The 22,198-nt window shown below is 55.4% G+C and carries 23 protein-coding genes; 10 read left to right on the forward strand and 13 right to left on the reverse strand.

The window, feature by feature from the left end:
- Window positions 1-6: 6 nt before the first annotated feature.
- Window positions 7-558: a ubiquinol-cytochrome c reductase iron-sulfur subunit gene (gene petA / locus CU041_RS02035; RefSeq protein ID WP_068518324.1), complete on the reverse strand. Its 552-nt coding sequence runs from the start codon at window positions 556-558 to the stop codon at window positions 7-9.
- A 394-nt stretch (window positions 559-952) separates the two neighbouring features.
- Here petA and CU041_RS02040 point away from each other — a divergent pair, with 394 nt between their 5' ends.
- Window positions 953-1,423: a tRNA (cytidine(34)-2'-O)-methyltransferase gene (locus CU041_RS02040; protein ID WP_068518323.1), complete on the forward strand. Its 471-nt coding sequence runs from the start codon at window positions 953-955 to the stop codon at window positions 1,421-1,423.
- Window positions 1,423-2,286, forward strand: coding sequence for an oxygen-dependent coproporphyrinogen oxidase (gene hemF / locus CU041_RS02045; protein WP_101245579.1), 864 nt, complete (start codon window positions 1,423-1,425; stop codon window positions 2,284-2,286). The genes CU041_RS02040 and hemF overlap by 1 nt, the downstream gene beginning before the upstream one ends.
- 455 nt (window positions 2,287-2,741) lie before the next feature.
- Here hemF and CU041_RS02055 read toward each other — a convergent pair whose 3' ends face one another.
- The gene (locus tag CU041_RS02055; RefSeq protein ID WP_101245581.1) at window positions 2,742-3,608 is read right to left on the reverse strand and encodes a hypothetical protein; all 867 of its coding nucleotides are present in this window, start codon (window positions 3,606-3,608) and stop codon (window positions 2,742-2,744) included.
- 261 nt (window positions 3,609-3,869) lie between these two features.
- Window positions 3,870-4,808 carry an AraC family transcriptional regulator gene (locus CU041_RS02060; protein WP_212733749.1) on the reverse strand — a complete coding sequence of 313 codons (939 nt, stop codon included), beginning with the start codon at window positions 4,806-4,808 and terminating at the stop codon, window positions 3,870-3,872.
- A 116-nt stretch (window positions 4,809-4,924) separates the two neighbouring features.
- Here CU041_RS02060 and CU041_RS02065 point away from each other — a divergent pair, with 116 nt between their 5' ends.
- Window positions 4,925-5,749, forward strand: a complete 825-nt coding sequence (locus CU041_RS02065; protein ID WP_233432977.1) for an oxidoreductase — start codon at window positions 4,925-4,927, stop codon at window positions 5,747-5,749.
- A 275-nt stretch (window positions 5,750-6,024) separates the two neighbouring features.
- Here the strand turns inward: CU041_RS02065 and CU041_RS02070 are convergent, their stop codons facing one another.
- Both CU041_RS02070 and CU041_RS02075 read right to left on the reverse strand, forming a co-directional pair.
- Window positions 6,025-6,675 (reverse strand): glutathione S-transferase family protein, encoded by a 651-nt coding sequence (locus CU041_RS02070; protein ID WP_101245584.1) that lies wholly within the window; start codon window positions 6,673-6,675, stop codon window positions 6,025-6,027.
- A 144-nt stretch (window positions 6,676-6,819) separates the two neighbouring features.
- Window positions 6,820-7,716 (reverse strand): branched-chain amino acid aminotransferase, encoded by an 897-nt coding sequence (locus CU041_RS02075; RefSeq protein WP_068518318.1) that lies wholly within the window; start codon window positions 7,714-7,716, stop codon window positions 6,820-6,822.
- Between the two features lie 113 nt (window positions 7,717-7,829).
- Between CU041_RS02075 and CU041_RS02080 the strand changes: the two genes are divergently transcribed.
- From CU041_RS02080 to CU041_RS02090, 4 genes are all read left to right on the forward strand, one after another.
- Window positions 7,830-8,345 (forward strand): MarR family winged helix-turn-helix transcriptional regulator, encoded by a 516-nt coding sequence (locus CU041_RS02080; RefSeq protein ID WP_068518317.1) that lies wholly within the window; start codon window positions 7,830-7,832, stop codon window positions 8,343-8,345.
- A gap of 56 nt (window positions 8,346-8,401) precedes the next feature.
- Window positions 8,402-8,542, forward strand: coding sequence for a hypothetical protein (locus CU041_RS20535; RefSeq protein ID WP_170310084.1), 141 nt, complete (start codon window positions 8,402-8,404; stop codon window positions 8,540-8,542).
- Between the two features lie 335 nt (window positions 8,543-8,877).
- Window positions 8,878-9,606, forward strand: coding sequence for a response regulator (locus CU041_RS02085; RefSeq protein ID WP_101245585.1), 729 nt, complete (start codon window positions 8,878-8,880; stop codon window positions 9,604-9,606).
- Between the two features lie 51 nt (window positions 9,607-9,657).
- Window positions 9,658-10,992 (forward strand): ATP-binding protein, encoded by a 1,335-nt coding sequence (locus CU041_RS02090; RefSeq protein WP_231856699.1) that lies wholly within the window; start codon window positions 9,658-9,660, stop codon window positions 10,990-10,992.
- Between the two features lie 110 nt (window positions 10,993-11,102).
- Here the strand turns inward: CU041_RS02090 and CU041_RS02095 are convergent, their stop codons facing one another.
- A complete protein-coding gene (locus CU041_RS02095) occupies window positions 11,103-11,798 on the reverse strand; it encodes a nitroreductase family protein (protein WP_101245586.1) in 696 nt (231 codons plus the stop codon).
- Window positions 11,799-12,069: 271 nt separating this feature from the next.
- The gene (locus CU041_RS02105; protein ID WP_101245588.1) at window positions 12,070-12,753 is read right to left on the reverse strand and encodes a GntR family transcriptional regulator; all 684 of its coding nucleotides are present in this window, start codon (window positions 12,751-12,753) and stop codon (window positions 12,070-12,072) included.
- A 306-nt stretch (window positions 12,754-13,059) separates the two neighbouring features.
- Between CU041_RS02105 and CU041_RS02110 the strand changes: the two genes are divergently transcribed.
- The 3 genes from CU041_RS02110 to CU041_RS02120 all read left to right on the forward strand — a co-directional run bounded on the left by CU041_RS02110 (window position 13,060) and on the right by CU041_RS02120 (window position 17,110).
- Window positions 13,060-13,836: a ferredoxin--NADP reductase gene (locus tag CU041_RS02110; protein ID WP_068518313.1), complete on the forward strand. Its 777-nt coding sequence runs from the start codon at window positions 13,060-13,062 to the stop codon at window positions 13,834-13,836.
- A 205-nt stretch (window positions 13,837-14,041) separates the two neighbouring features.
- Window positions 14,042-15,532 (forward strand): methyl-accepting chemotaxis protein, encoded by a 1,491-nt coding sequence (locus tag CU041_RS02115; protein ID WP_101245589.1) that lies wholly within the window; start codon window positions 14,042-14,044, stop codon window positions 15,530-15,532.
- Window positions 15,533-15,757: 225 nt separating this feature from the next.
- The gene (locus tag CU041_RS02120) at window positions 15,758-17,110 is read left to right on the forward strand and encodes a PAS domain-containing protein (protein ID WP_068518311.1); all 1,353 of its coding nucleotides are present in this window, start codon (window positions 15,758-15,760) and stop codon (window positions 17,108-17,110) included.
- Between the two features lie 75 nt (window positions 17,111-17,185).
- Here CU041_RS02120 and CU041_RS02125 read toward each other — a convergent pair whose 3' ends face one another.
- The 6 genes from CU041_RS02125 to CU041_RS02155 all read right to left on the reverse strand — a co-directional run bounded on the left by CU041_RS02125 (window position 17,186) and on the right by CU041_RS02155 (window position 22,020).
- A complete protein-coding gene (locus CU041_RS02125; protein ID WP_068518310.1) occupies window positions 17,186-17,530 on the reverse strand; it encodes a tRNA-binding protein in 345 nt (114 codons plus the stop codon).
- Between the two features lie 151 nt (window positions 17,531-17,681).
- Complete coding sequence (locus tag CU041_RS02130; protein WP_068518337.1) at window positions 17,682-18,134, reverse strand: phasin family protein; 453 nt, start codon at window positions 18,132-18,134, stop codon at window positions 17,682-17,684.
- 228 nt (window positions 18,135-18,362) lie between these two features.
- Window positions 18,363-19,049: a TetR family transcriptional regulator gene (locus tag CU041_RS02135; protein WP_170310085.1), complete on the reverse strand. Its 687-nt coding sequence runs from the start codon at window positions 19,047-19,049 to the stop codon at window positions 18,363-18,365.
- A 34-nt stretch (window positions 19,050-19,083) separates the two neighbouring features.
- Window positions 19,084-19,899: a pyrroline-5-carboxylate reductase gene (proC, locus tag CU041_RS02140; RefSeq protein ID WP_101245590.1), complete on the reverse strand. Its 816-nt coding sequence runs from the start codon at window positions 19,897-19,899 to the stop codon at window positions 19,084-19,086.
- Window positions 19,900-20,986: 1,087 nt separating this feature from the next.
- The gene (locus CU041_RS02150; protein WP_170310086.1) at window positions 20,987-21,493 is read right to left on the reverse strand and encodes a type III secretion system chaperone family protein; all 507 of its coding nucleotides are present in this window, start codon (window positions 21,491-21,493) and stop codon (window positions 20,987-20,989) included.
- A gap of 200 nt (window positions 21,494-21,693) precedes the next feature.
- Entirely contained in the window at window positions 21,694-22,020 is a 327-nt protein-coding gene (locus tag CU041_RS02155) for an accessory factor UbiK family protein (RefSeq protein WP_068518872.1), read from the reverse strand.
- Window positions 22,021-22,198: the final 178 nt, after the last annotated feature.

Below are 22,198 nucleotides of genomic sequence, written 5' to 3' on the forward strand. Positions count from 1 at the left end.
AGCTCCTTAGCCGATACGGACGGTTGTGTCGGTGAGGAAGGTGTAGGTCGGCACCTCAAGATTCTTCGGCGCAGGACCACGGCGGATACGGCCCGACGTATCATAGTGCGAGCCATGGCACGGACAGTACCAACCATCATAATCGCCACGGGCTTCCCCGGTGGCGGTGCCCATCGGGATGCAACCCAGATGGGTGCATACGCCGACAACAATCAGCCATTCCTTTTTCTCGACACGCGCGTCGTCGGCCTGCGGATCGACCAGCTCGTTCAATGCAACCTCGTTGGCTTCATTGATTTCGCGCTCTGTACGATGGCGGATAAAGACCGGTTTGCCTCGCCACATTACCTTGACGGCCTGACCAACCGGGATGTTGGCCAGATTAACCTCGACCGAGGCAAGTGCGAGAACATCTTTGGACGGGTTCATGCTGTCCACGAACGGCCACAACGCAACACCGGTGCCAACGACACCGACGGCAGTGGTCGCCAAGGTCAGGAAATCCCTGCGGTTCTCGTCCGGCTGGTGATCGCCGGATGAATGCACCGTTTGCGACATAATTTATCCCTCTTTCTGCCCCCAAAACAGGCATGTGGATTGCCAAAAGCAAGACTTAGGACATCCTCGTTTGAATTCCCTTGATGAAAATCAAACAATGACGTCACTAAAAGCCTTTAGGCCTGTTTCCGCTCCGTCATACTAACAAAAATTCGGTTTGTTAAGGAGAACTTGGAGTTGCAATTTGTTTGCATTCAATAAGATCATTTGGTTTTGCGGTGCACAATTCGGTAAAACCTAGCGTATTTGCGGGTATCGTGGGCCTTGCGAACCAATGGTTTGGCGCTTTGGTTTTTCTTATTCCAAAAAAGTCTAATAGGGCTATTAACGGGTAATTATATGTCTTCAATGATCTGATTCGACATCGGATCACCAACGATTCTAAAAGTGCGTCATGAGAATTTGTTTATTTGAACCCGACATCCCGCAAAATACCGGAACGATCCTGCGCATGGCGGCCTGTTTCGGATTGCCGGTCGATATTATCGAACCGTGCGGATTTTTGCTGACCTCGGCAGCACTCAAACGCGCCGGGATGGATTATCTTGGCAAGGCCGATTATATACGCCATGCCGATTGGCGCAGCTTCGTCGAAGCCCGCGATCAGGGCACGGTGCCGGGTCGTCTGGTTCTGCTGACCACCAAGGGGGCCGAACCCTATTGCGATTTCGAATTCCGGCCTGACGATATCCTGATGCTGGGCTCCGAAAGCAAAGGCGTCCCTGATCAGGTCCATAACTATGTCGATGCCCGGGTGGTGATCCCGATGCAGCCCGAAATGCGATCGCTCAATGTGGCGATGGCAACCGCGATGACGCTGGGCGAAGCGCTCCGCCAGACCAACAGCTTTCCAAAGAGGACGTAATGAGCAGCAAGGACGAAACCCTGATCGAAACCCGCAAGAACACCGCAAAGGCGTGGTTCCGTCAGCTGCGTGATGAAATCTGTGCCAGCTTCGAGGCGCTTGAAGACAGCTATGCCGGACCGCTGTCGGACCGTCCGGCCGGGCGGTTTGAACGCACGGTCTGGGAACGCGGCCCGGGCGAGGGCGGCGGTGAAATGTCGGTCATGAAGGGCCGGGTGTTTGAAAAGGTCGGGGTCAATATCTCGACCGTGCATGGCGAATTTTCCGAAAAATTCCGTGCCGAAATTCCCGGTGCGGCCGAAAACCCGAATTTCTGGGCGGCGGGCATTTCGCTGGTGGCCCATCCCTGTTCGCCCCATGTTCCGGCGGTGCATATGAATACCCGCCATATCGTCACCACCAAGGCATGGTTTGGCGGCGGGGCGGATCTGACCCCGGTCTTCCCGCAAGACGAAGACACCGCCGATTTCCACGGCGCGCTCAAGGCCGCCTGTGATGCCCATGGCGATGATTATTACGACCGCTTCAAAAAATGGTGCGATGAATATTTCTGGCTGCCGCACCGCAACGAACCGCGCGGGGTTGGCGGGATTTTCTATGATTATCTTGATGCCGACTGGGATGCGGACTTTGCCTTTACCCAGGATGTCGGCAAGGCGTTTCGCGATATCTATCCGAAACTGGTGGCGCGCCATTACAACAAATCCTGGACCGACGAAGACCGTCAGGCACAGCTGGTCAAACGCGGCCGCTATGTCGAATTCAATCTGCTGCACGACCGCGGCACGCGCTTTGGCCTGATGACCGGTGGCAATACCGAAGCCATCCTGATGTCGCTCCCGCCCGAAGCGAAATGGCCATAAGTAAAATGGCCCTAAGCAAAATGGCCCCAAGCAAACGAAGACGCCTGGACTAACCAAAGCCATCGGCCGACCCTCGAACGCAGCGATCAAGACGATCAAGGCATCACGCCCGCTGCGTTCGCTCCGGCGCCAGCGCCACACCGGCAGTGGCACCACAACGGCACCAGCCCCAGCTCTCGCATCATCCCATCCCCGGCCCAATCCCCAGCTCTGGCTCTGGCTCTGGCTCTAGCTCTAGCTCCGGCCTCGACCCCGTTCCATCACGGCAAAAGCCGGGCCGGGGATACAGCCAGAGGCAGAATGAGGACAAAGGCAATTGCAAAGGCCGTGGAAATGGCGAAAACCACGGCAACGGCAACGGCAACGGCAAGGGAAGGAGGCTAGGCAAGGCAAACAAGGCTTGCCTAGCCTAGCCATACGACGGCCTGTTCGCTTTTTCGCGGAGGGCTGCGGGGCTACTGGGTGGAAACGGCCGGGGCTGCGGGCTTGGTCGTTGCGTGCGGGCTGTTCAGATTGTGCCAGTTCTCGACCGCCGGGTTGATGACGCCGTTATTGACCAGACAGCGGTGGATAAAGCCGTTATCGCGCATGACCCGGATCCCGCGATCGAGTGCGGCAACGACTTTGTTGGCGTCTTCAAGCTGGTCAGACACCATGAAATGCTGGGTTGCCGGCAGCGACACCTTGATCCCGGTGATCGGGTAAAGCCAGATCCCGTCAATCTCGCGGCCCATATCTTCCTGTGACGAGAATTCAAGCAATGTGAAATCGGCCCGTCCGGCATCAATCAGGGAAAACATCTGTCTGGTTGTCGCCGCACTGATCAGGCTTGCAACCGGCAGGCTTTCAAGAACCTGCCAGTCCAGTCGCCAGGTGCGAATGCCGACCGCGCGCAATGTCCCGATATCTTCCAGTGTTTCCGGCAGATCATCCGCCATAAATCCCGGGCGGGCGTACAGGCCCTTTTCGATTTCGCCCGACTGAAACAGCGGGGCGGTTTTAAGTGCCCCTTCCGCCGGGGAAATATTGAACACCCAGTCGGTTTTGACATCGGCAATGCCGGCCTGGATCATTTTGCGGCTGCGTTCGGAATTGGGGGACTGCACCGGCACGACCTCGGCTGTGATCCCGCCGGCCGTCAGGGCCTCGCGCAGCAATGTGTAATTCATCAGTGACAGGTTCGACTGCCCCGGAATCCGGCATTTCCGACAGTCTTCCGACCCGCTGTTGATACAGGCTTCCACACCCGCGATATCGGCCTGATTGATCGGAAGGCGGATGGTCTGGATATGTTCTGGCGGTTTGGCGTCGGCACCGGACACGGACGCAAAAAACCATGCAGCTATGCCCAACACAGACTGCCTGAACCGCATGACGTTCCCTCATTCTCTTTTGTTCTTTATAAATTAGTTTTACCGTAACCAACGGTAAAATACTATCCAAAAGTATTATTTCAAATGGTTGGGTGTGAAGCACGCAACACGCACACATCTCCGGCCAACAGCCTCAGACCATTAGCACAGCACAACGCCCAAAACCCACCCCGACAAATCATCCCAAAATCCGCAATCCGTCCCGATCCCTCAATCGAAATCGGCAGGTATTTGCGAATGATCGTGCGGCAGTTCCCCGAGATGCTGCTTCATCCATCTGACTTCCTCGGATGCGGTTTTGCCAAAGTGTCGTTTGAATTCCCGACTGAATTGCGACGTGCTGACATAACCGACCGTGTTGGCAACCTCTGCAACCGTCTGGCCTTGGCGTGCCAGCAACAGGCGTGCCTCATGAAGCCGCATGGATTTGATGTATTGGCCGGGGCTGCTGCCAAGGAGCCGCCGAAAATGTGCGTGATAGGATGGCACGCTCATTCCTGCATGGGATGCCAGGTCGGAAATCGATATCGGCTTGGTGAAATTCTCGCGCAGATAGCCAAGGCTGCGCATAATCCTTCCTGTGTTGCCACGTTGGGTCAGGGTCGCAATCATGTTGCTTCCTTGCGGGCCGCCCAAAATGCGGAAATACAATTCCCGCAACAGGCCATCGCCGAGGACGGCCGTTTCGACCGGGCTTTGCAGGGCGGTCAGCAACCTGCGCAGAACATCCTGTATTGCCGGGTCTATTTTGGTCGAGATCAGCGTTTCGGCATCCGCCATCGCGGTGTTTTGCGCCCCGTGCTGTTCAAGCGTGTCAATCACTTCAGCCAGCAGCCGCATGTCAAAATCAAGATATATGGCAAGCAATGGGCGTTCAGGACTGGCAGCAGACTCCATGCGAAAAGGCACAGGGACCGCGACGGCCAGATAATGCTCCTCGTCATATACAAAGACATCACCATCAAAAATGCCGCGTTTGCTGCCCTGACAGACAAAGACGACGCCAGGCTGATACAGCACCGGAACATTGTGTAGCACGCTTTCACTGCGCAACACGCGCAGGCCTTCGATCGGCTGCTGGTTATAGCCCTCTTTGGGGGCAAGTGCCGCGGCGAGTTCGGCAAGGTTGGCGGTCGGGCGTTCGGTCATTGCGCTCATTCATAGGATTAGGCATCAGACTTAGCGTATCTGGCGTGTATTTCAGCCTGATTTGATAATATTTGACAATTTGCCATCTTATCAAGTCAATGAAAGGATCACGTCTTATGATCAAGCGCTTTTTCATAACCGGTGCCAATTCCGGTTTCGGGTTTGCCATCGCCAAAGCAGCCGTTGATGCAGGCCATATTGTGATTGGCACCGTGCGTTCAGACGCCGCCCGTGCTTACCTGACGTCTGAACTGCCCGGTCTTTGTCCGGTGCAGATGGATGTCACCGATTTCGATGCTATTCCGGACATTGTCGCGACGGCCGAACATGATTTCGGTCCTGTTGATGTTTTGATCAACAACGCTGGCTACGGCCATGAAGGCGTTCTGGAAGAATCCCCGCTTGATGAAATGCGTCGGCAGTTTGACGTCAATGTCTTTGGTGCGACTGCGGTGGCCAAGGCATTCTTGCCGCGTTTCCGTCAACGCCGTTCCGGTTCCATCGTCAATATCACGTCCATGGGTGGGCTGATAACCATGCCGGGTATTGCCTATTACTGTGGCAGCAAATTCGCCCTTCAGGGGATTTCAGAAGTGATGCGCGCTGAAATGGCACCTTTTGGTGTGCATGTCACAGCGGTTTGTCCCGGTTCATTCAGAACCGACTGGGCCGGGCGGTCGATGGTACGAACAGATCGGTCAATCCCGGATTATGACACCCTGTTCGAGCCGATCCGAAAGGCGCGTCTGGAAAAAAGCGGCAAACAATTGGGCAACCCCGACAAGCTGGCGCTTGCCGTGCTTGAACTGGTCGAAATGGATAACCCGCCCGCGCAGTTGCTGTTGGGCAGTGATGCCTATCAGTTGGTGTCCGATAAACTCAACCGCATGCAGGACGAAATCGCCCGATACAAGAATTTGACCCTCTCGACAGATGGCTAGATATCAAGTCCGGCGGATCGCACATTGACAGAAAGGCACCATTCTGCCGGGCTGGGGGATCGTGCCTTTCCTTCTTTCCCCTTTCCCCTTTCCCCTTTCCCCTTTTCCCTCTTTCTGATGCCTCGATGCCTCCTGCCTGCCAGGGCCAGGACGGAATGCCTCGTTTACGCGTGCTGAATGCAGGGGGCTTGCGCGACGGCGGTCGCGCTGGGGAGAAGTTATATTGTATGAGGAATTGGTGTCCTGATTTTACAATTTATTACAGGTGCTTACGCCTAATCGTGGGTTTGGCCGCTAAAGGTGGTTCGGGTCATGGATGGGCGGGTGCGGAAATCCTCATACCATTTGCTCAGGGTCGGGCGGCCGGTTTTGAAGTCGACCAGATCGCGAAAGGCGATCCAGTCAAGGCCGGTGGCAAGGGCGATATGGCCGATGGTGATCGGGTGTCGGGGATCAAGATGTGCTTCGAGATAGTCGAAGGTTTCGATCAGTTTGGCTTTCTGTCCGTCGGCCAGAGGCGGATAGCGTAAAGGTTCCGGGCGGCGCGCGGTTTCCCAGCGATACAGCACCCCGGCATCGCACATGCCCTGTGCCAGGGCATGCAAACGCAAGGCATGCAGCCGTTTTGGCATCTTGTGGGGGATCAGCTTGCGCCCGCCATGCAGCCGGTCGAGATAGTCACAAATCACCAGTGAATCATAAAGCGTCATGCCATCTGGCAGGATCAGCACCGGCACCTTACCCAGCGGATTGGCGGCAAAGATCGCGTCATTGCGATTGGTCGGGCTGGTTTCGTGATGGATAACCTCAAGCCGGTTTTGCAGGCCCGCCTCGATGGCAAAGACCAGTACCTTGCGGGCAAAGGGCGAGTGGGTCTGATACAGAAGCTGGTGGTCGGGTTTTAAATCATCAGACTTTTGGGGCATCGATTTCGGCCTTGGCTGGGGGCTGCGTGCTTGAATGCGACTTAGCCATGCGGTTTGGTGGCAGGCAATAAAAAACCCGGCCCATCAGGACCGGGTTGATTATTTGGCAAAATTTAATAATCGGTGCGATTATTAAATGCAGACTTATTCGGCAGCGACAGCAGCTTTTTCGCCACGGACCAGCGCCATGTAATCTTCCATCAGCGTCTTGCAGACGGTGGCCGGGGTGAATTTGTACTGGCCGATTTCGGCAACCGGGGTGACTTCGGCCGCGGTGCCGGTCAGGAAGCATTCTTCGAAATCTGCCATTTCTTCGGGCATGATGGTCCGTTCAATGACTTCATAACCGCGCGCTTTGGCAAGGCCGATCACGGTACGGCGGGTGATGCCATCCAGGAAGCAATCCGGGGTCGGGGTATGGATTTTGCCATCCTTGACAAAGAAGACGTTCGCACCGGTCGCCTCGGCGACATGACCACGGTAATCAAGCAGCAGGGCATCGGCATAACCCTTGCGCTCTGCCTCGTGCTTGGACAGGGTGCAGATCATGTAAAGACCGGCTGCCTTGGCGTTGGTCGGCGCGGTGTTCGGTGCCGGACGGGCCCATTTCGACAGGTCAAGGCGGATGCCCTTAAGACGTTCTTCCGGTGCGAAATAGCTCGGCCATTCCCAGCAGGCAATCGCCACATTGATGCGGGTCGACTGCGCGGAAACGCCCATCATTTCACTGCCACGCCAGGCAATACGACGGATATAGCCTTCGGTAATGTTGTTGGCAGCAAGGGTTTCGATGACCGCATCATCAAGTTCCTTGGCGCCATATGGGATCTTCATATCCAGGATTTCACCGGACTTGATCAGGCGTTCGCCATGTTCAGCCAGCTTGAAGACCTTGCCATTGTAGCAACGTTCACCTTCAAAAACCGCACTGCCATAATGGACAGCGTGGCTCAGCACGTGCAAAGTGCTTTCACGCCAAGGTTTTAGTTCACCATTATACCAGATAAAACCATCACGGTTATCGAAGGTTGGAGTCGTCATTTGCCAAATTCCAATTCAAAATCGTTCCTGGACGTAACTTTATGTCCTTATTTGTCTGGTCGAAGTAACATTCATAGATTAATATGTCAATAAAACTGACTTAACGGATAAGCATGGCAGATATCTCTACACGTAAAGTCAATCCGCTTTTCCTGCGGGAAGAAGAGCTTAGGCAGGGCATCGAATTGCTGTTCTATGCCTATCGCGATTTCACCGCGGTCGCGGACCAGATGCTTGAGCAATATAATTTCGGGCGCGCCCATCACCGGGTCATTTATTTCGTCAGCCGCAATCCCGGAATTACTGTCAGTGATCTGTTGTCGATTCTGAAAATCACCAAACAGTCGCTGTCACGCGTGCTGGGCCAGTTGGTGCGCGAAGGGTTTATCGAACAGCGCACCGGATTGCAGGACCGCAGACAGCGTTTGCTGACCCTGACCGAAAAGGGGGAGGCACTTGAACGCGAACTGACCGAAAAGCAGCGTGCCCTGATTGCCGCGGCCTATCGCGAAGCGGGGGCAGAATCGGTTGAAGGTTTCCGCAAGGTGATGCTTGGCATGCTGGGCGAGGAAGACCGCAAGCGGTTCGGCGATGATGGCCCGACCGGATTGCGCCAGCGCGCCGGGTAAAAACGCGCCGGTTAAAAAGCCGCTGCTTGCGGCGTGCGGCTTCTGGTGGCCGGAGCTTGATCCAGATCCAGATCCAGATCCAGATTCTGATCCTGATCCTGATCCTGATCCTGATGGTTCTGATCGCTGGGCCCGATGCGCGATGCCCTATAGCGGACGCCCTGTGGTGGATGTTGGGGGCTTGTGTCGGGGCCTGACGGCGGTGGAAACGCCCCGGTGGTATGGCCGCGTCATTATGGCCGCATCCCAATTATGGCCGTATCGCAGCCGCGTCCCGGCCGTATCACAGTCGGATTATAGCCGCGCCGTGGGTGGGGATCGCGTCGGGATGGCGGGGCGTTGCGCCGATGTTTGATCCGGAAAACTCAATTACGCCATATATTGATATATAAAGTGTCTTGCGTCGGTGGCGCGGGGCACTTTATTGCATGGTTCCATGGTCTTGGCGCCTTGATCCTTACGCTTTTGAAACACTTTATCGCCAAGTTACTGGGCATTGAATGAGATTGATCTCGATCGTTGGGGGCCTGCAATGACTGGTGCTGATCAGCCACATATTCTGGTGGTCGATGATGATGATCGCCTGCGTGATTTGCTGACCCGCTATCTTGGTGAAAACGGGTTTTCTGTCTCGGCTGCGCGGGATGCGGCCCATGCACGGGCAAGCCTGGCCGGGTTGCAATTTGATCTGATCGTTCTTGATGTCCTGATGCCCGGTGAAAAGGGTGTTGATCTTGCGCGCAGTCTGCGCGAATCAGGATCGAAAGTACCGATCCTTTTGCTGACCGCCCTGTCGGAAACCGAGGACCGGATTGCCGGGCTTGAAGCCGGAGTTGATGACTATCTGGCCAAACCGTTCGAGCCGCGCGAACTGGTTCTGCGGATCGAGGCGATCCTGCGCCGTTACGGGGAACAGCCCGAACCGGTCGAACCTGCCACAGAGATTGCCCGATCCGATATTGTATGTTTTGGTCGCTTCAGCTTTGATCTTGGCAAAATGACACTGCAATGCGAGGGCGAGCATGTCTATCTGACAACCGCCGAGCAGGCGTTGCTGGCCGCCCTGATCAAGCGGCGTGGACAAACCACGTCACGCGAACAACTTCATGAAATGATCAGCGGCAATGCCGTTGATCCGGCGGCGTCGCGCAGTATTGATGTGCAGGTGACCCGTCTTCGTCGCAAATTCGAAGAAGACCCGAAACAACCAAGATACTTGCAGACAGTACGTGGTCGGGGCTATGTCCTTTATGCCGATTGAGCAAGATCCGAGAACGAGACGGTGGTGCTGAAATGAACAGGGAATTGCACTGTGGGTAGTGAACAAAAAAGCCCGATCAAGTCATTGATGCCGACGGGCCTTTTGGGGCGGTCGTTGCTGATTCTGATGACGCCGATGCTGTTGCTGCAAATCGTCACCGTTCTGATCTTTTTCGAACGTCACTGGGATACGGTTGCCCGCCAGCTGAGCCGCGGGCTTGCGGGCGATGTTGCCTATGTCATTGACTATCTGAACGAATATCCCGACGAGGATCATTATCGTTCCTTGCAGCATTCCGCGCGTGCGCATATGCAGCTTGATATCGTTTTCGAACCCAACGAAATTCTGGGCGAGCAAACACTCGATCCCCCGCTTGGACTGGTGTCGGAGGAACTTTTCGTCGCGCTGAGCGAGCGGGTGCAGCGGCCATTCTATTTCAATCTTGATCTGGATAACCGCCGCCTGGAAATCCGGGTGCAGTTCAAGGAAGGTGTCCTGTCGATCGTCGCACCGCGCAAACGGCTTTACAGTTCGACGACCTATATCTTCTTTATGTGGATCGCCGGTTCTGCGCTGATCCTGTATGGGGTTGCCGTGATCTTCATGCGCAATCAGGTACGGCCGATCCGCCGTCTGGCCAAGGCCGCCGATCAGTTCGGCCGCGGGGTCGAGGTTGGCGATTTCAAACCCGAAGGGGCAGCCGAAGTCCGGATGGCGGCAACGTCGTTTATGTCGATGCGTGACCGCATTGCCCGCCATCTGTCGCAAAGAACCGCACTTCTGGCCGGGGTGTCGCATGACTTGCGGACACCACTGACCCGCATGAAGCTTGAGCTTGCCATGCAGCAATCATCGCCCGGTGTCGATGCCCTGAAACAGGATGTGATCGATATGGAGCGCATGGTTGATGCCTATCTGGCATTCGCGCGCGGCGAAGAAGGCGAAAAAGCCGAGACAACCGATATCGGCAAGCTTCTGACCGATCAGGTCGGCGAGGCCCTTCGCGACGGGCAGCAGATCGATCTTCATATCGAAGACAGTCTGGAAATGGATGTGCGACCGCAATCCCTGCGCCGCTGCATTTCCAACATCATGTCCAATGCCGGGCGTTATGCCAACAATCTGTCGGTCCGGGCCGGTCGCCGTGGTCAGGATTATGAGATCGTGTTTGATGATGACGGGCCGGGCATCCCGGCCGAAAAGCGCGAAGAAGTCTTCAAACCGTTTTACCGGCTTGAGGAATCGCGCAATCAGGCAACCGGCGGGGTCGGGCTTGGCATGACCATCGCACGTGATTCCGCGCGCGGCCATGGCGGTGATGTGTATCTTGAAGATGCACCGGGTGGTGGCCTTCGTGTGCGTCTGGTACTGCCGATCGGCAATTGATCGCGCAATAGCAAAGCAAAAGCCCCGCCAAATCGCGGGGCTTTTTTGTTGCCAGATCCATGCCGGTTTCAGGCATGCGGCAGATGGCGCAATCACCGGGAACGGCGCGCTTAAAAGAAAGTCGCGATTTCCGACAGGTCCTTTTTCTCGGTCGCGTGGGCCGGGATTGTGGCGTCGGATGCGGGATAGCCGGTGACAAGCAGGATATAGGGTTTGTTGTGATCGGGCCGGCCACAGATTTCGGTCAGGAAGCTCATCGGGTTTGGCGTGTGGGTCAGAGTGGCAAGACCGGCACGATGCAGGGCGGCAATCAGAAAACCCGTGGCGATCGATACCGATTCCGGCACGTAATAGTTCTTGCGCAACTTGCCATCGGCAGAGGTGCTTTTGCGTTCGCCAAAGATGCAAATCAGCCAGGGTGCGGTTTCAAGGAACGGTTTGCTGTCATCGGTTCCCAGCGGTTTGAGGGCATCAAGCCATTCTTCGCCAGCGCGGCCTTCGTAAAAGGCGCGTTCTTCTTCCTCGGCAGCAAGACGGATTTGCTTTTTCATCGCCGGATCGCCGATCACCGAGAAATGCCATGGCTGATGATTGGCGCCATTCGGTGCAGTACCAGCAGCGCGAATGCAGGTTTCAATAATGTCGCGCGGCACCGGGCGGTCGGAAAAATCGCGCACGGTATGGCGCGTTTTGATGTCGTCATAAAAGGCCTGCGCACGGGCCCGCATGTCGGCAATGTCATATTCCCGATAGTCGGGCAGGGGGATCGGCACAAATTCGGTGGTGAGTTTCTTGGCGGCTGACATGACGCTTCCTGAAATGTTGTTAGTTTAAATTGTCAGACAATCGTAAATGTGATGGTCAGAGCCAGCAAGCGATAAAATATGCCTTGCCTTGCCTTGCCTTGCCTTGCCTTGCCTTGCCGTGCCGTGCCGTGCCGTGCCGTGCCGTGCCGTGCCGTGCCGTGTCGTGTCGGGAAGGGGATGCTATGGGATGTGAGAGCCGCACCCGTCCTGTTGTCAGTGCAGTGGGCGGGGGAAGCATTGGAGGCCGGTTTTTTTGGATGCTGCGCGGCAGTCAGTCGGACGCCGGGGCGCCGAAATGGTCATCTGACAGGGCCTGGACCAGCTGTCTGGATTGATCGATATGGTCGATCATGATGGCTTCGGCCTGTTTGGCATCATTGGCCCTTACGGCTTCGAGCAACTGACGGTGGGCGGCATTGGTTGCCAGGACCTTTTCATCGGCAACCAGAACCCGAAATTGCAGCCAATAGACATTGTTGGCGATCCGGCGGAGCTGTTCACGGAGCAATTCATTCTTGCTGACATCGGCAAACAGCATGTGAAAGGCAAGGTTATGGCGCGACATGGCATTAAGGTCACGCGATGCTTCGGCCGCATCAAGCGCGGTCTGGATGGTTTCAAGCGGTGTGATCGCCGATGCAAGGACCGGGGTTGCCAGACGGACAGCCAATCCTTCAAGCGCACCGCGCACGGTGAAAAGATCATCAACTTCGCGCCTTGTCATGTGACGAACACTGACCCCGCGATAGGGCTGGGATGACAGCAGGCCGTCCGAGCTGAGCTGACGGAAGGCTTCGCGTACCGAGGGGCGGCTGACATTGAGCTTTTTGGCAAAATCGATTTCCGTCAGCCGTTGTCCGGGCACCAGACGTCCTTCGCGAATGGCGCTGGTAATCGCATCCGCGATTTGCTGAACAGTCAGCGGGTCGGAGTTTTCGGCAACGGATTGCGTCATATATCACCGCATTGAGATGTATCATTGTGTCGCCGCAAGGCAGGGTATATCAAGCCTGCAGAATATCTTGCCAAGCGGGTTCAGTCTGCATACTGTGCCTGATTGTCAGACAATATTCTACACTTAATTTGTATTGTTTTATGTAATTTACACAAAATGACAAGAAATACGGATTGTTTCCTTGCGATATACGTTTGATTGATGTTAAATCGCGCCAACTTGGCATGGAATGCGTGCCGGGATAAAACTCCGTGTTTCCCGCCACGGTTCCACAAACAGACAGACGAAACGGATTGATGTAGCGTTATGGCCAGCAATTTTAACGAAGAAACAGTCACTTACGTCCATCACTGGACTGACACACTCTTCACGTTCAAAACCACCCGCGATCCGGGCTTCCGATTCATCAATGGTCAGTTCGCTATGATCGGACTCGAAGTCGAAGGCAAGCCGCTTTTGCGCGCCTATTCGATGGTCAGTGCAAATTATGACGAAGAGCTTGAATTCTTTTCGATCAAGGTGCCGAACGGCCCGCTGACATCGCGTTTGCAGCACATCAAGGTCGGGGACAAGATTCTGGTCGGGCGCAAGCCGACCGGCACGCTTATTCATGACAACCTGCTTCCGGGCAAGAATTTGTGGCTGCTGTCGACCGGTACCGGTCTGGCACCGTTCATGAGCGTCATTCGCGATTATGAAACCTATGAGCGCTATGAAAAGGTCATCCTTGTTCATGGCTGCCGCGAGGTACGTGAACTGGCCTATCAGGAATTCATTCACAGCGAACTGCCCAATAACGAGTTCTTTGGCGAAGATGTCCAGAACAAGCTTCTGTACTATCCGACCGTGACCCGCGAGGAATTCAAAAACCAGGGCCGCATCACCGAACTGATGAAGTCCGGCAAGCTGTATGACGACCTTGGCCTGCCCAAGCCGAGCCTTGAAAATGACCGCTTCATGCTGTGTGGCAACCCGGAAATGATTGCCGACACCCGCCAGATGCTGGTCGAGTGGGGCGGCAAGGAAGGTAACATGAACGAACCGGGTCACTTTGTGATCGAGAAGGCCTTCGTCGAAAAATAAGCTGCCTTTTGCGGGCGGATGATGGCGGCATGTCGTTTGATATGCCGCCATTTTTTATGCCCGGATTCAGATTCCCTGATAGGTTGCAGTGATCCTCCTCATATGAGGATAGGTTTACTTAGTTCTTTTGTATAGTATCCTATCCTAATGCATCGGGCTGGTTATGGCTAAGTCGTTTTCCTGATGCTGAGTGAGAGGACATCACATGGGACTTTTCGACTTATTCAAGCGTGGTGACGCCCACGCCGCTGCAAGAACGCTTGATGCACTGGAACAATCGCTGGCGGTTATCGAGTTCGATTTGCAGGGCAAGGTTTTGCGCGCAAACAAGAACTTCCTGTCGGTCATGGAATACGAGCTGTCCGAGATCGTCGGCAAACCGCACGCGATCTTTGTGCCTGAAGACATCCGCAAGAGCCCGGATTACGAGACCTTCTGGTCCGATCTGCGGGCGGGGTCGTTTAAAAGTGCCGCATTCCCGCGAATCACCAAATCAGGTCGCCAGGTCTGGATCGAGGCCACCTATAACCCGGTGCGCGATCGCAAGGGCAAGGTCGTCAAGATCGTCAAATTTGCGTCTGATATCACCAAGCGTCAGGAAATGCTGGCGAGCTTTGAAGGCAAGGTAAATGCCATCAACCGCAGTCAGGCTGTCATCGAGTTCGATCTGAACGGTACGATCCTTGATGCCAATGACAATTTCCTGTCGGTTATGGGCTATCAGCTGTCGGAAATTGTCGGCAAGCATCACCGTCTTTTTGTCGACCGTGATTATGCCAAGAGTCAGGAATATGTCGATTTCTGGCGCGAACTGGCCAAGGGCAATTTCTGTTCGCAGCAATTCAAGCGGTTTGCCAAGGGTGGCAAGGAAATCTGGATCGAGGCATCCTATAACCCGATCTTTGATGCCAATGGCGTGCCTTACAAGGTGGTCAAATACGCCATTGATATTACCGATCAGATCACGCTTCTGACCGATCTTAAAAAGATGATCGACAACAATTTCGGCGAAATCGATCGCAGTCTGAGCGACCTTGATCAGCGCTCCAGCGATGCCTATTCGTCCTGCGAAAAAACGTCGGCCAACGTCCAGACTGTTGCCGCCGGTGCCGAACAGCTTGCCGCATCGATTTCGGAAATCTCGCGCAGCATGGCAGAAGCCCGCGCGACCACCGATCAGGTGTTCGAGAAATCGATTGCAGCTGGTGCATCGACCGAAAAAATGAACGAAGTGGTCGCCGCCATGGGCAGCATCATCGATGTGATCCAGGACATTGCAGGTCAGATTAACCTGCTTGCGCTGAATGCGACGATTGAATCGGCCCGCGCCGGTGAAGCCGGCAAAGGTTTTGCCGTTGTCGCCAACGAGGTCAAAAGCCTTGCCAATCAGGTCGCCAAGGCAACCGAACAGATCACAAGCGAGATCGAAGGCGTGCAGAGCATTTCGGTCGAAGTATCCGATGTGCTTGGTGCAATCCGCAACGAAGTCGAAGGTGTGTTGAACAATGTGACCACCATTTCGTCAGCTGTTGAGGAGCAAAGTGCGGTGACCCAGCAGGTGTCAAGCAGCATGCAAAGCATGGCAACATCGGTCGAGCAGTTTTCAAGCAGCGTCAATTTCATCCGCGATGCATCGTCCGCAGTACAAAGCAATGTCGGACGGACCCGCGAAGCGGCCCTGGTACTGGCGCGCTAACGGGCATATCGGCTTTGGCAATGTTGCCAAAGACCATCGATCTGAAAGGGGTCATGACGGGAAACTGTCATGGCCCATTCTTTTTTGGGATGAGGCTCAAAATCCTATCCATAGGTATGTAGTTTACTCCTCAAATGAGGATGTCTGGATAGGGGGCTGGGCGCTATATTCGCCGCAACGAATATTTGCAACGGCGCATAAAGTTGCTTCTCAGGAGATCCGGCCATGAATTCAATCATTTCCATTCTTCGCGAAAATATCGATGTCTCGGACGAGCTGATCGCTGCGATAGATGCATCATTCGCTGTGGTGGAGTTTGATCTGGATGGCACAGTGCTGAACGTCAATGAAAGCTTCATGAAGCTGACCGGCTATGAAGAGGATGAGGTTGTCGGACAGCATCATTCGATGTTCCTGCCAGAAGAAATGCTTAATGGCCCGGATTACGAAATGTGCTGGGCGGATTTGCGGGCGGGCAAGCGCAAACAGGTTGAAGTACCGTGCATCACGAAATCCGGGGACCGTATCTGGGTCGAGGAAACCTATGCCCCGGTGCGCAACAGCGATGGCGAACTGGTCAAGATTGTGCGGTTCGGGGTGAATGTCACGGAACGCCATGAAATGGTTGCCGATCTGCAAGGCAAGGTCGATGCAATCCGTCACAGCCACGCCATCGTCAAATTTGACGCCAATGGCATCATCCTGAATGCCAACCGGCATTTTCTGGCGGCGATGGGCTATGATCTTTCTGAAGTGGTCGGACAGCATCACAGCATGTTCGTTGGCGAGGAATATGCCAAAAGTTCGGCCTATCAGGCGTTCTGGCGGTCGCTTGCCAATGGCGAGTCAAAAATACGCCAGTTCAAATATTTCGGCAAAGACGGACGGGAAGTCTGGTTCGAGGCGACCTATAGCCCGGTGCTTGATGTCTATGGCGAGGTGATCAAGATCATCAATCTTGCTGTGGATATTACTGACGAGGTCAGCGAGCTGATTGGCTTGAAATCAACGCTTGAGGTCAATTTTGCCGAGGTCGATGAACATATCGAAGGTGTTGATCGCAAATGCGAAACCGCCGAACAGATGTTCCGTCAGGCCCAGGCCCATCTCGAAGCCAGCAATATCGCATCGGGTGTTCTGGTCGGATGTGTTGGTGAAACGCTGGAACGCATGACCGAATTGCGGTCGGTCTCCGACCATGTTTTCGATACGGTCATCGAAGGCGATGTGGCGGCGGTCGCGCTTGAAAATGCGGTCGACAGGTTGCGTGACGGTGCCGGGGAAAATTCCGAACTTGCAGAACAGATCGATAATCTTGATGAATGCGTTACCGAAAGTTCGCGGATCCTGACGTCATTGCGTCTTGAACTGAAGGAGATGCTGAACCGGATGGCGGTGGTGTCGCTGGCGATCGAGAAACATGGCGATGTTACCGGTCAGATGACCAGTGAAATGCACGGCATTCAGACATCGCTTGATGCCGCCCAGAACGCGATTGCAACCATCGGTCAGTCGACAGAGGAAATGGCCCTTACCATCGGCCGGTCGCGGGAAGTATCCGTCGTATTGGCGCGCTAGTCGGGCGAGGCAGCGCGGCAATGAGCGGGACAGGCATGATCGTGCCTGTCCCTTTTTCATACGGGCGGGCATTGCCTAGAACAGGCGCGCCCCATTGGGGACATCCTGATCCGGGCGGATCAGAACGATGCCCTTGTCGTCTTCGCCGTCGGGGAAGCCCAGACACAGGAATTCGGACATGAACGGGCCGACCTGTTTTTTCGGGAAATTGACCACACCGGCGACCTGGCGGCCGATGAGTTTTTCCGGGCTGTAATATTTGGTGATCTGGGCGGATGTTTTCTTGGTCCCGATTTCCGGGCCGAAATCGACCCAAAGTTTCAGGGCCGGGCGGCGGGCTTCGGGGAATTCCTGGGCGTCGATGACAGTACCGACGCGAATATCGACTTTCAGAAAGTCATCAAAACTGATTTCGCTCACTGTGGGGCCTCCTTGTTTTGCGCAAGCTTAGTCGAGGCACAGACCGTAAATCAATCGGTTAAGGTGGGCGCGATATCCGGCAAAAGAAAAATGGCAGGACCAAAAGGCCCTGCCATCAAGTAGATTACGGGAAGTGTTCAGCGAAAAGCTGTTACTTCGCAGCAGCGGTCTTTTCGATCGCTGCCTTGAATTCATCAAGGGATTCGGTAAAGCGAGCCTGCAGAAGAGAAAGAGCTTCTTCCTGGGACTTGGTTACCAGACCAGAGAGTTCCTTGGCGTTCGAAAGTGCTTCTTCGTATGCAGCTTTCGCGGCTTCGGTCTGCTTGGCAGCCGTTGCCATCGGATCGTCAGCGGTAGTAGCAGCGAAATCCTTGCCCTGGGTCTGAACTTTATCCAGCAGCGTTTTGAAGATTTCGCTCTGACGCTGAGCGACAGCCTGGAACCCGTCGAAGGCCACCTTGTTGGCTTTGGTGAGGGCTTCCACGTTTTTACGCTGGAAAGCCATCATTTCGTTCACGTCAACACCCGGAATTTTGAAATCCGCAGTGTATTTGGTGAAGTCGAGGTCAAAGAACGGGTTGGTTGCCTTTTTTGCGGCGGTCATGGTTTTGCACTCCATCAACATTTGCAACAGGTGTGGAATGAGGCGCTATTGTGCGCCGCACAAATTCAACTGCAATATGCCGGAATGCATCCGATCCGTCAAGGGTTATTTTGCACTGCACAATAACTTTAAGGTTAATGTTTTGTGTCGTGATGTTCCCATAGGTTGGGTTGTCGGATTTCCTGCGTCAGATCAGAAACTTAGCCATCCGGCACGGATTGCCTTTGCTTATTGACGGGCATCGGTCGGTTGTGTGTCCGCCCGGTGGGATGATTTTTTCGACCGGATCTGCTGGCATTTTTCAGACAGTTTGCGACACAGTCCTGTCGCCTTGCCCAGACCTTTTTCAACCTGTCCGTCCCAACCGGCGGCCTTTGACAATTCCCGATCAAGATAGGCCATGGTCGGGGCAAAGTCGGTGCTGTCATCGTCAAGCCAGTGGCGGAATGTTCTGGCATAGATGGCGGTAAGGCCGGCAACCCGAAGGGATCCCTGAAGGCCCGATGTGCGAAAACCGGCTGCTTCAAGCATCCAGCGCATCGATCCGAAATGGCTTTTGATCGCGCGGATCGAGTCTGCGGGGCCCAGATCCCCCCGTGATTTAAGGATCGAGCGCAGGGCATCACGATGGTCGGCCAGGGCGTCAAACCGCGCCATGATCACCGCAATCAGCCGGTCATGGCCGGGTTCGGCAAAGTCATCCTCGTGAAGATCGGCCAGGACTTCGTGGTCGATCCGGGCGATGAAGCGGCGCAGGATATCGGCCTTGCCACCGACATGGGCGTGGCAATCGGCGATGGTCACGCCCGCGGTTTGGGCAATGTCGATGATGGTGACGTCATGCCAGCTTTTTTCTGTTGCCAGTTTCAGGGCGGCATCGATCAGGATATTGGCGATATCCTTTTTGGCGGGCATGACGGTCTCCAATCTTTGTGGGTGTCGTTATCAATCAGCCGGCAAGTTCGACCGACCGTTTGCGTGCAGCTTCGACCGCGCGGGTCATCAGTTCGGGCAGGCCGGTTGTCTGATCCATCAGAACATCAAGGGCCGCGGCCGTGGTGCCGCCCGGACTTGTGACATTCTGACGAAGGGTGGCAGCGGTTTCTTCGCTGGCATCAAGCAGGAAACCGGCCCCGATCACGGTCTGCCGGGCAAGCAGCATGGCCTGCTCTGCCGGAAGGCCGGCTGCTTCGCCAGCCTGTGCCATGGCTTCGACCATATGGAAGATATAGGCCGGACCGCTGCCCGAAAGGGCGGTAACCGCATCCATCAGGCTTTCATCTTCGACCCAGGATACCAGCCCGACTGTGGCCAGCAGGGTTTCGCACATGTCACGCTGGGCGATGCTGACATTTTCGGTCGGGCACATCACGGTCATGCCGCGCGAAACCGCCGCCGGGGTATTGGGCATGGCACGCACGATGCGGGCAAGCTCACCCAGATGGCGTGCGAAAAATTCGATGGTCTTGCCCGCGGCAACCGACAGGAACACGGTTTCGGCCCGGACCAGCGGTTTATAGGCGTCAATCAAATCGGGAAGGACCTGTGGCTTGACGGCAAACAGAACGACCTGCGGGATAAAGTCCTGCGGAACATCGGCGACATCGGTGATGCCATTGATGCCATAGCTGGTGGCAAGTTTCTCGGCTGCTTCGGGTTGTTCGACAATATAGACATTGTCGGCCTTGAGCCCCTGGGCCAACCAGCCTTCAAGCATGGCACTTCCCATTTTGCCACAGCCGACCAGCAAAAGACGCGTATTCATGAAATCTGCTCCGCTTTATCCATCGGGTTCTGTTGAGTGTGTTGCGATCAACAGTCGTCAAGCAATGCCGTAGCGATCTTCTCAAGGTGGGTCAAGTCGCAGCGAAGGACAAGTGGTCTTGTCCCGATGCTGTTGAAAAAACAGGTTTTAGCCGCTTTGCGGATGCTTTGGCTGGCAAGTGCGGCCTTTGCCGGATTTTGTTTCGCCCGACCCCGTTCTGCCACGGCGATTACGGGCAATCTGTTGCGCAGGCAAGGTCGCGGAAAGTGGTGAAAAAAATCAACAACCGATAAAACGCATGGCAATGGCGTCACACCCCTGTCAAATCCCGACGGGGTTGCGGGGTTGCGGGGTTGCGGGGTTGCGGGGTTGCGAGGTTGCGAGGTTGCGGCAGCGCGGGTTGGCTGCGGATCGGGGATCAGGGCATCGGGATGTCGGAGTCTGGTGATATCGCGGGGCCGGGGACCCGGCTCCGGGTTGGCAGGGCAACGGCGATTGAGGCGTCGGGATGTGGGAGGCGTGATATCGAGTGCCGGGCTGGTCAACTGCCATGCTCCAATCTTCACCCCGGTTTCGGCTCCGGCCTCGGTCTCGGCCCCGGTTCCGGCATCCGCCTCAGCCTCAGCCTCAGCCTCAGCCTCAGCCTCAGCCTAGGCTTCATGCTCAACCTTTGCTTTGACCACGATGACAGGCGGATATGGGATGCGCGCTGTCTGGCGGTTCGGTTCGGGCCGTGGCGTGCGAGGGCGGTGAGGTTGGGGGCGCGGACCTTGTGATCCGGTCGGGGCGCGGCGACCGGCGGGGGATGGGGAGGCAAACTGTCTGGTGGCGCCGCCTTACCTTGCCGGGGGGCGGTGGTGGTGTTGGCGATCACGTGGACGAGGTGCTCGGGCCGGGCCCCGAAACAGAGGCGGTACTGGTTATGAAGGGAAGGTTTCAGATTCGCATGCGCCAAGCACGGACCGGCGAGTATGCCGGTCGCGGTTGCAGATGAGATTGGCGGTCCGAGGGGAGGCGGTCTGTTGCGGCCCGGCATTGATCAAAAAGGGCAGGGCCGCACTTATTCGAAACATATGCGAAAGGCGGTTTATGCCTGTCCGGCCGGTTCAAGCATGGCATGGGTCAGGGCTTCGTCAGGAGACTTGCCTTGTCCAAGCACGAAGTTGAAAGCCGGGAAGAAGCGTTCGCATTCCGAAATCGCGATATCGATCAGTTCTTCGAACTGTTCGACCATCGGCGGGACATCGCCACCAAACAGCAGAGTATGACGGAACAGCGGCATGTTTTCTTCGAGCCACAATCCGAAATGCCCGATCCAGAGCTGTTCATTGCATTTGGTCACCAGTTCATACATGCGCGGACGCAGCGGTTCTGGCACAAACAGATCAAAGCAGCAGGCAATATGCAGTGCTTCGGCATCGTCGCGCCAGGTGAAATAGACCAGATAGGTACACCAGTGGGCCGGAATTTCGACCACCACCTCGTCTGAGCTGCGTCGTTCCAGATGCCATTGGTTCGTGCGGGCGATATCTTCGACAAGAAGCAACGGATTTTCGTCGCCAAGGTCGCCAATATCCTCCATTTGGTCGTTCATATATACCCAGCCTGTATCAGCATGTGCGAAAGGGCGCGCACTATATGCCGGTGCCCGCCGTCTTTCAACCGTCCCGCGACGCAGGACAGCAATGAATTTCGGAAATGGGGTCAACCCTGATCCGTTTTATCGGTCTGATCGACCTTTCCGCGATCCTGATAAGACGGTCTGCATCCCTTTATGTGGGGATTAAACCGCGCTTAGGAGTCTTTTTTTGCAGCTGATTTTGATGCGGTGCGTTTTGCCGCGGGTTTGCTGGCCGGTGCCGCGGCGGATTCCGCAGTTTCAAGGCGCTTTTCAAGATCGGCAATGCGGGCTTCAAGCGCATCGATGCGTTCGGCGGCCTTGATGGCAACGTCGTGAACAACGTCGAATTCTTCGCGGGTGACCATATCCATGCCCATCAGGATTTTTTCGAACTGCTGACGGACAAGGGCATCAACTTCGCCTTTGACGCCGGTCATGGTGCCCAGTGCAGAATTGGTCACACGGGTAAGGTCGTCGAGAATGCGGTTGTTGATCTGCATTGTTGTGGTCTCCGGCTTCTGGATCAAAGTGTTGCGCATAATATGGGTGTTTGGCCTGACAGGGCAAGCCGATCATCCGATCAGTCGCAGCAGGTTTTGTTATCAGTTTGACGATATCGTGATTTTAAGTGGCTTTTCTTGCTCCAGATCAGGGGCGGTCCTATAAAGTGACCAGAAA

This window comes from Thalassospira povalilytica, from assembly GCF_002844235.1.
Classification (GTDB): domain Bacteria; phylum Pseudomonadota; class Alphaproteobacteria; order Rhodospirillales; family Thalassospiraceae; genus Thalassospira; species Thalassospira povalilytica.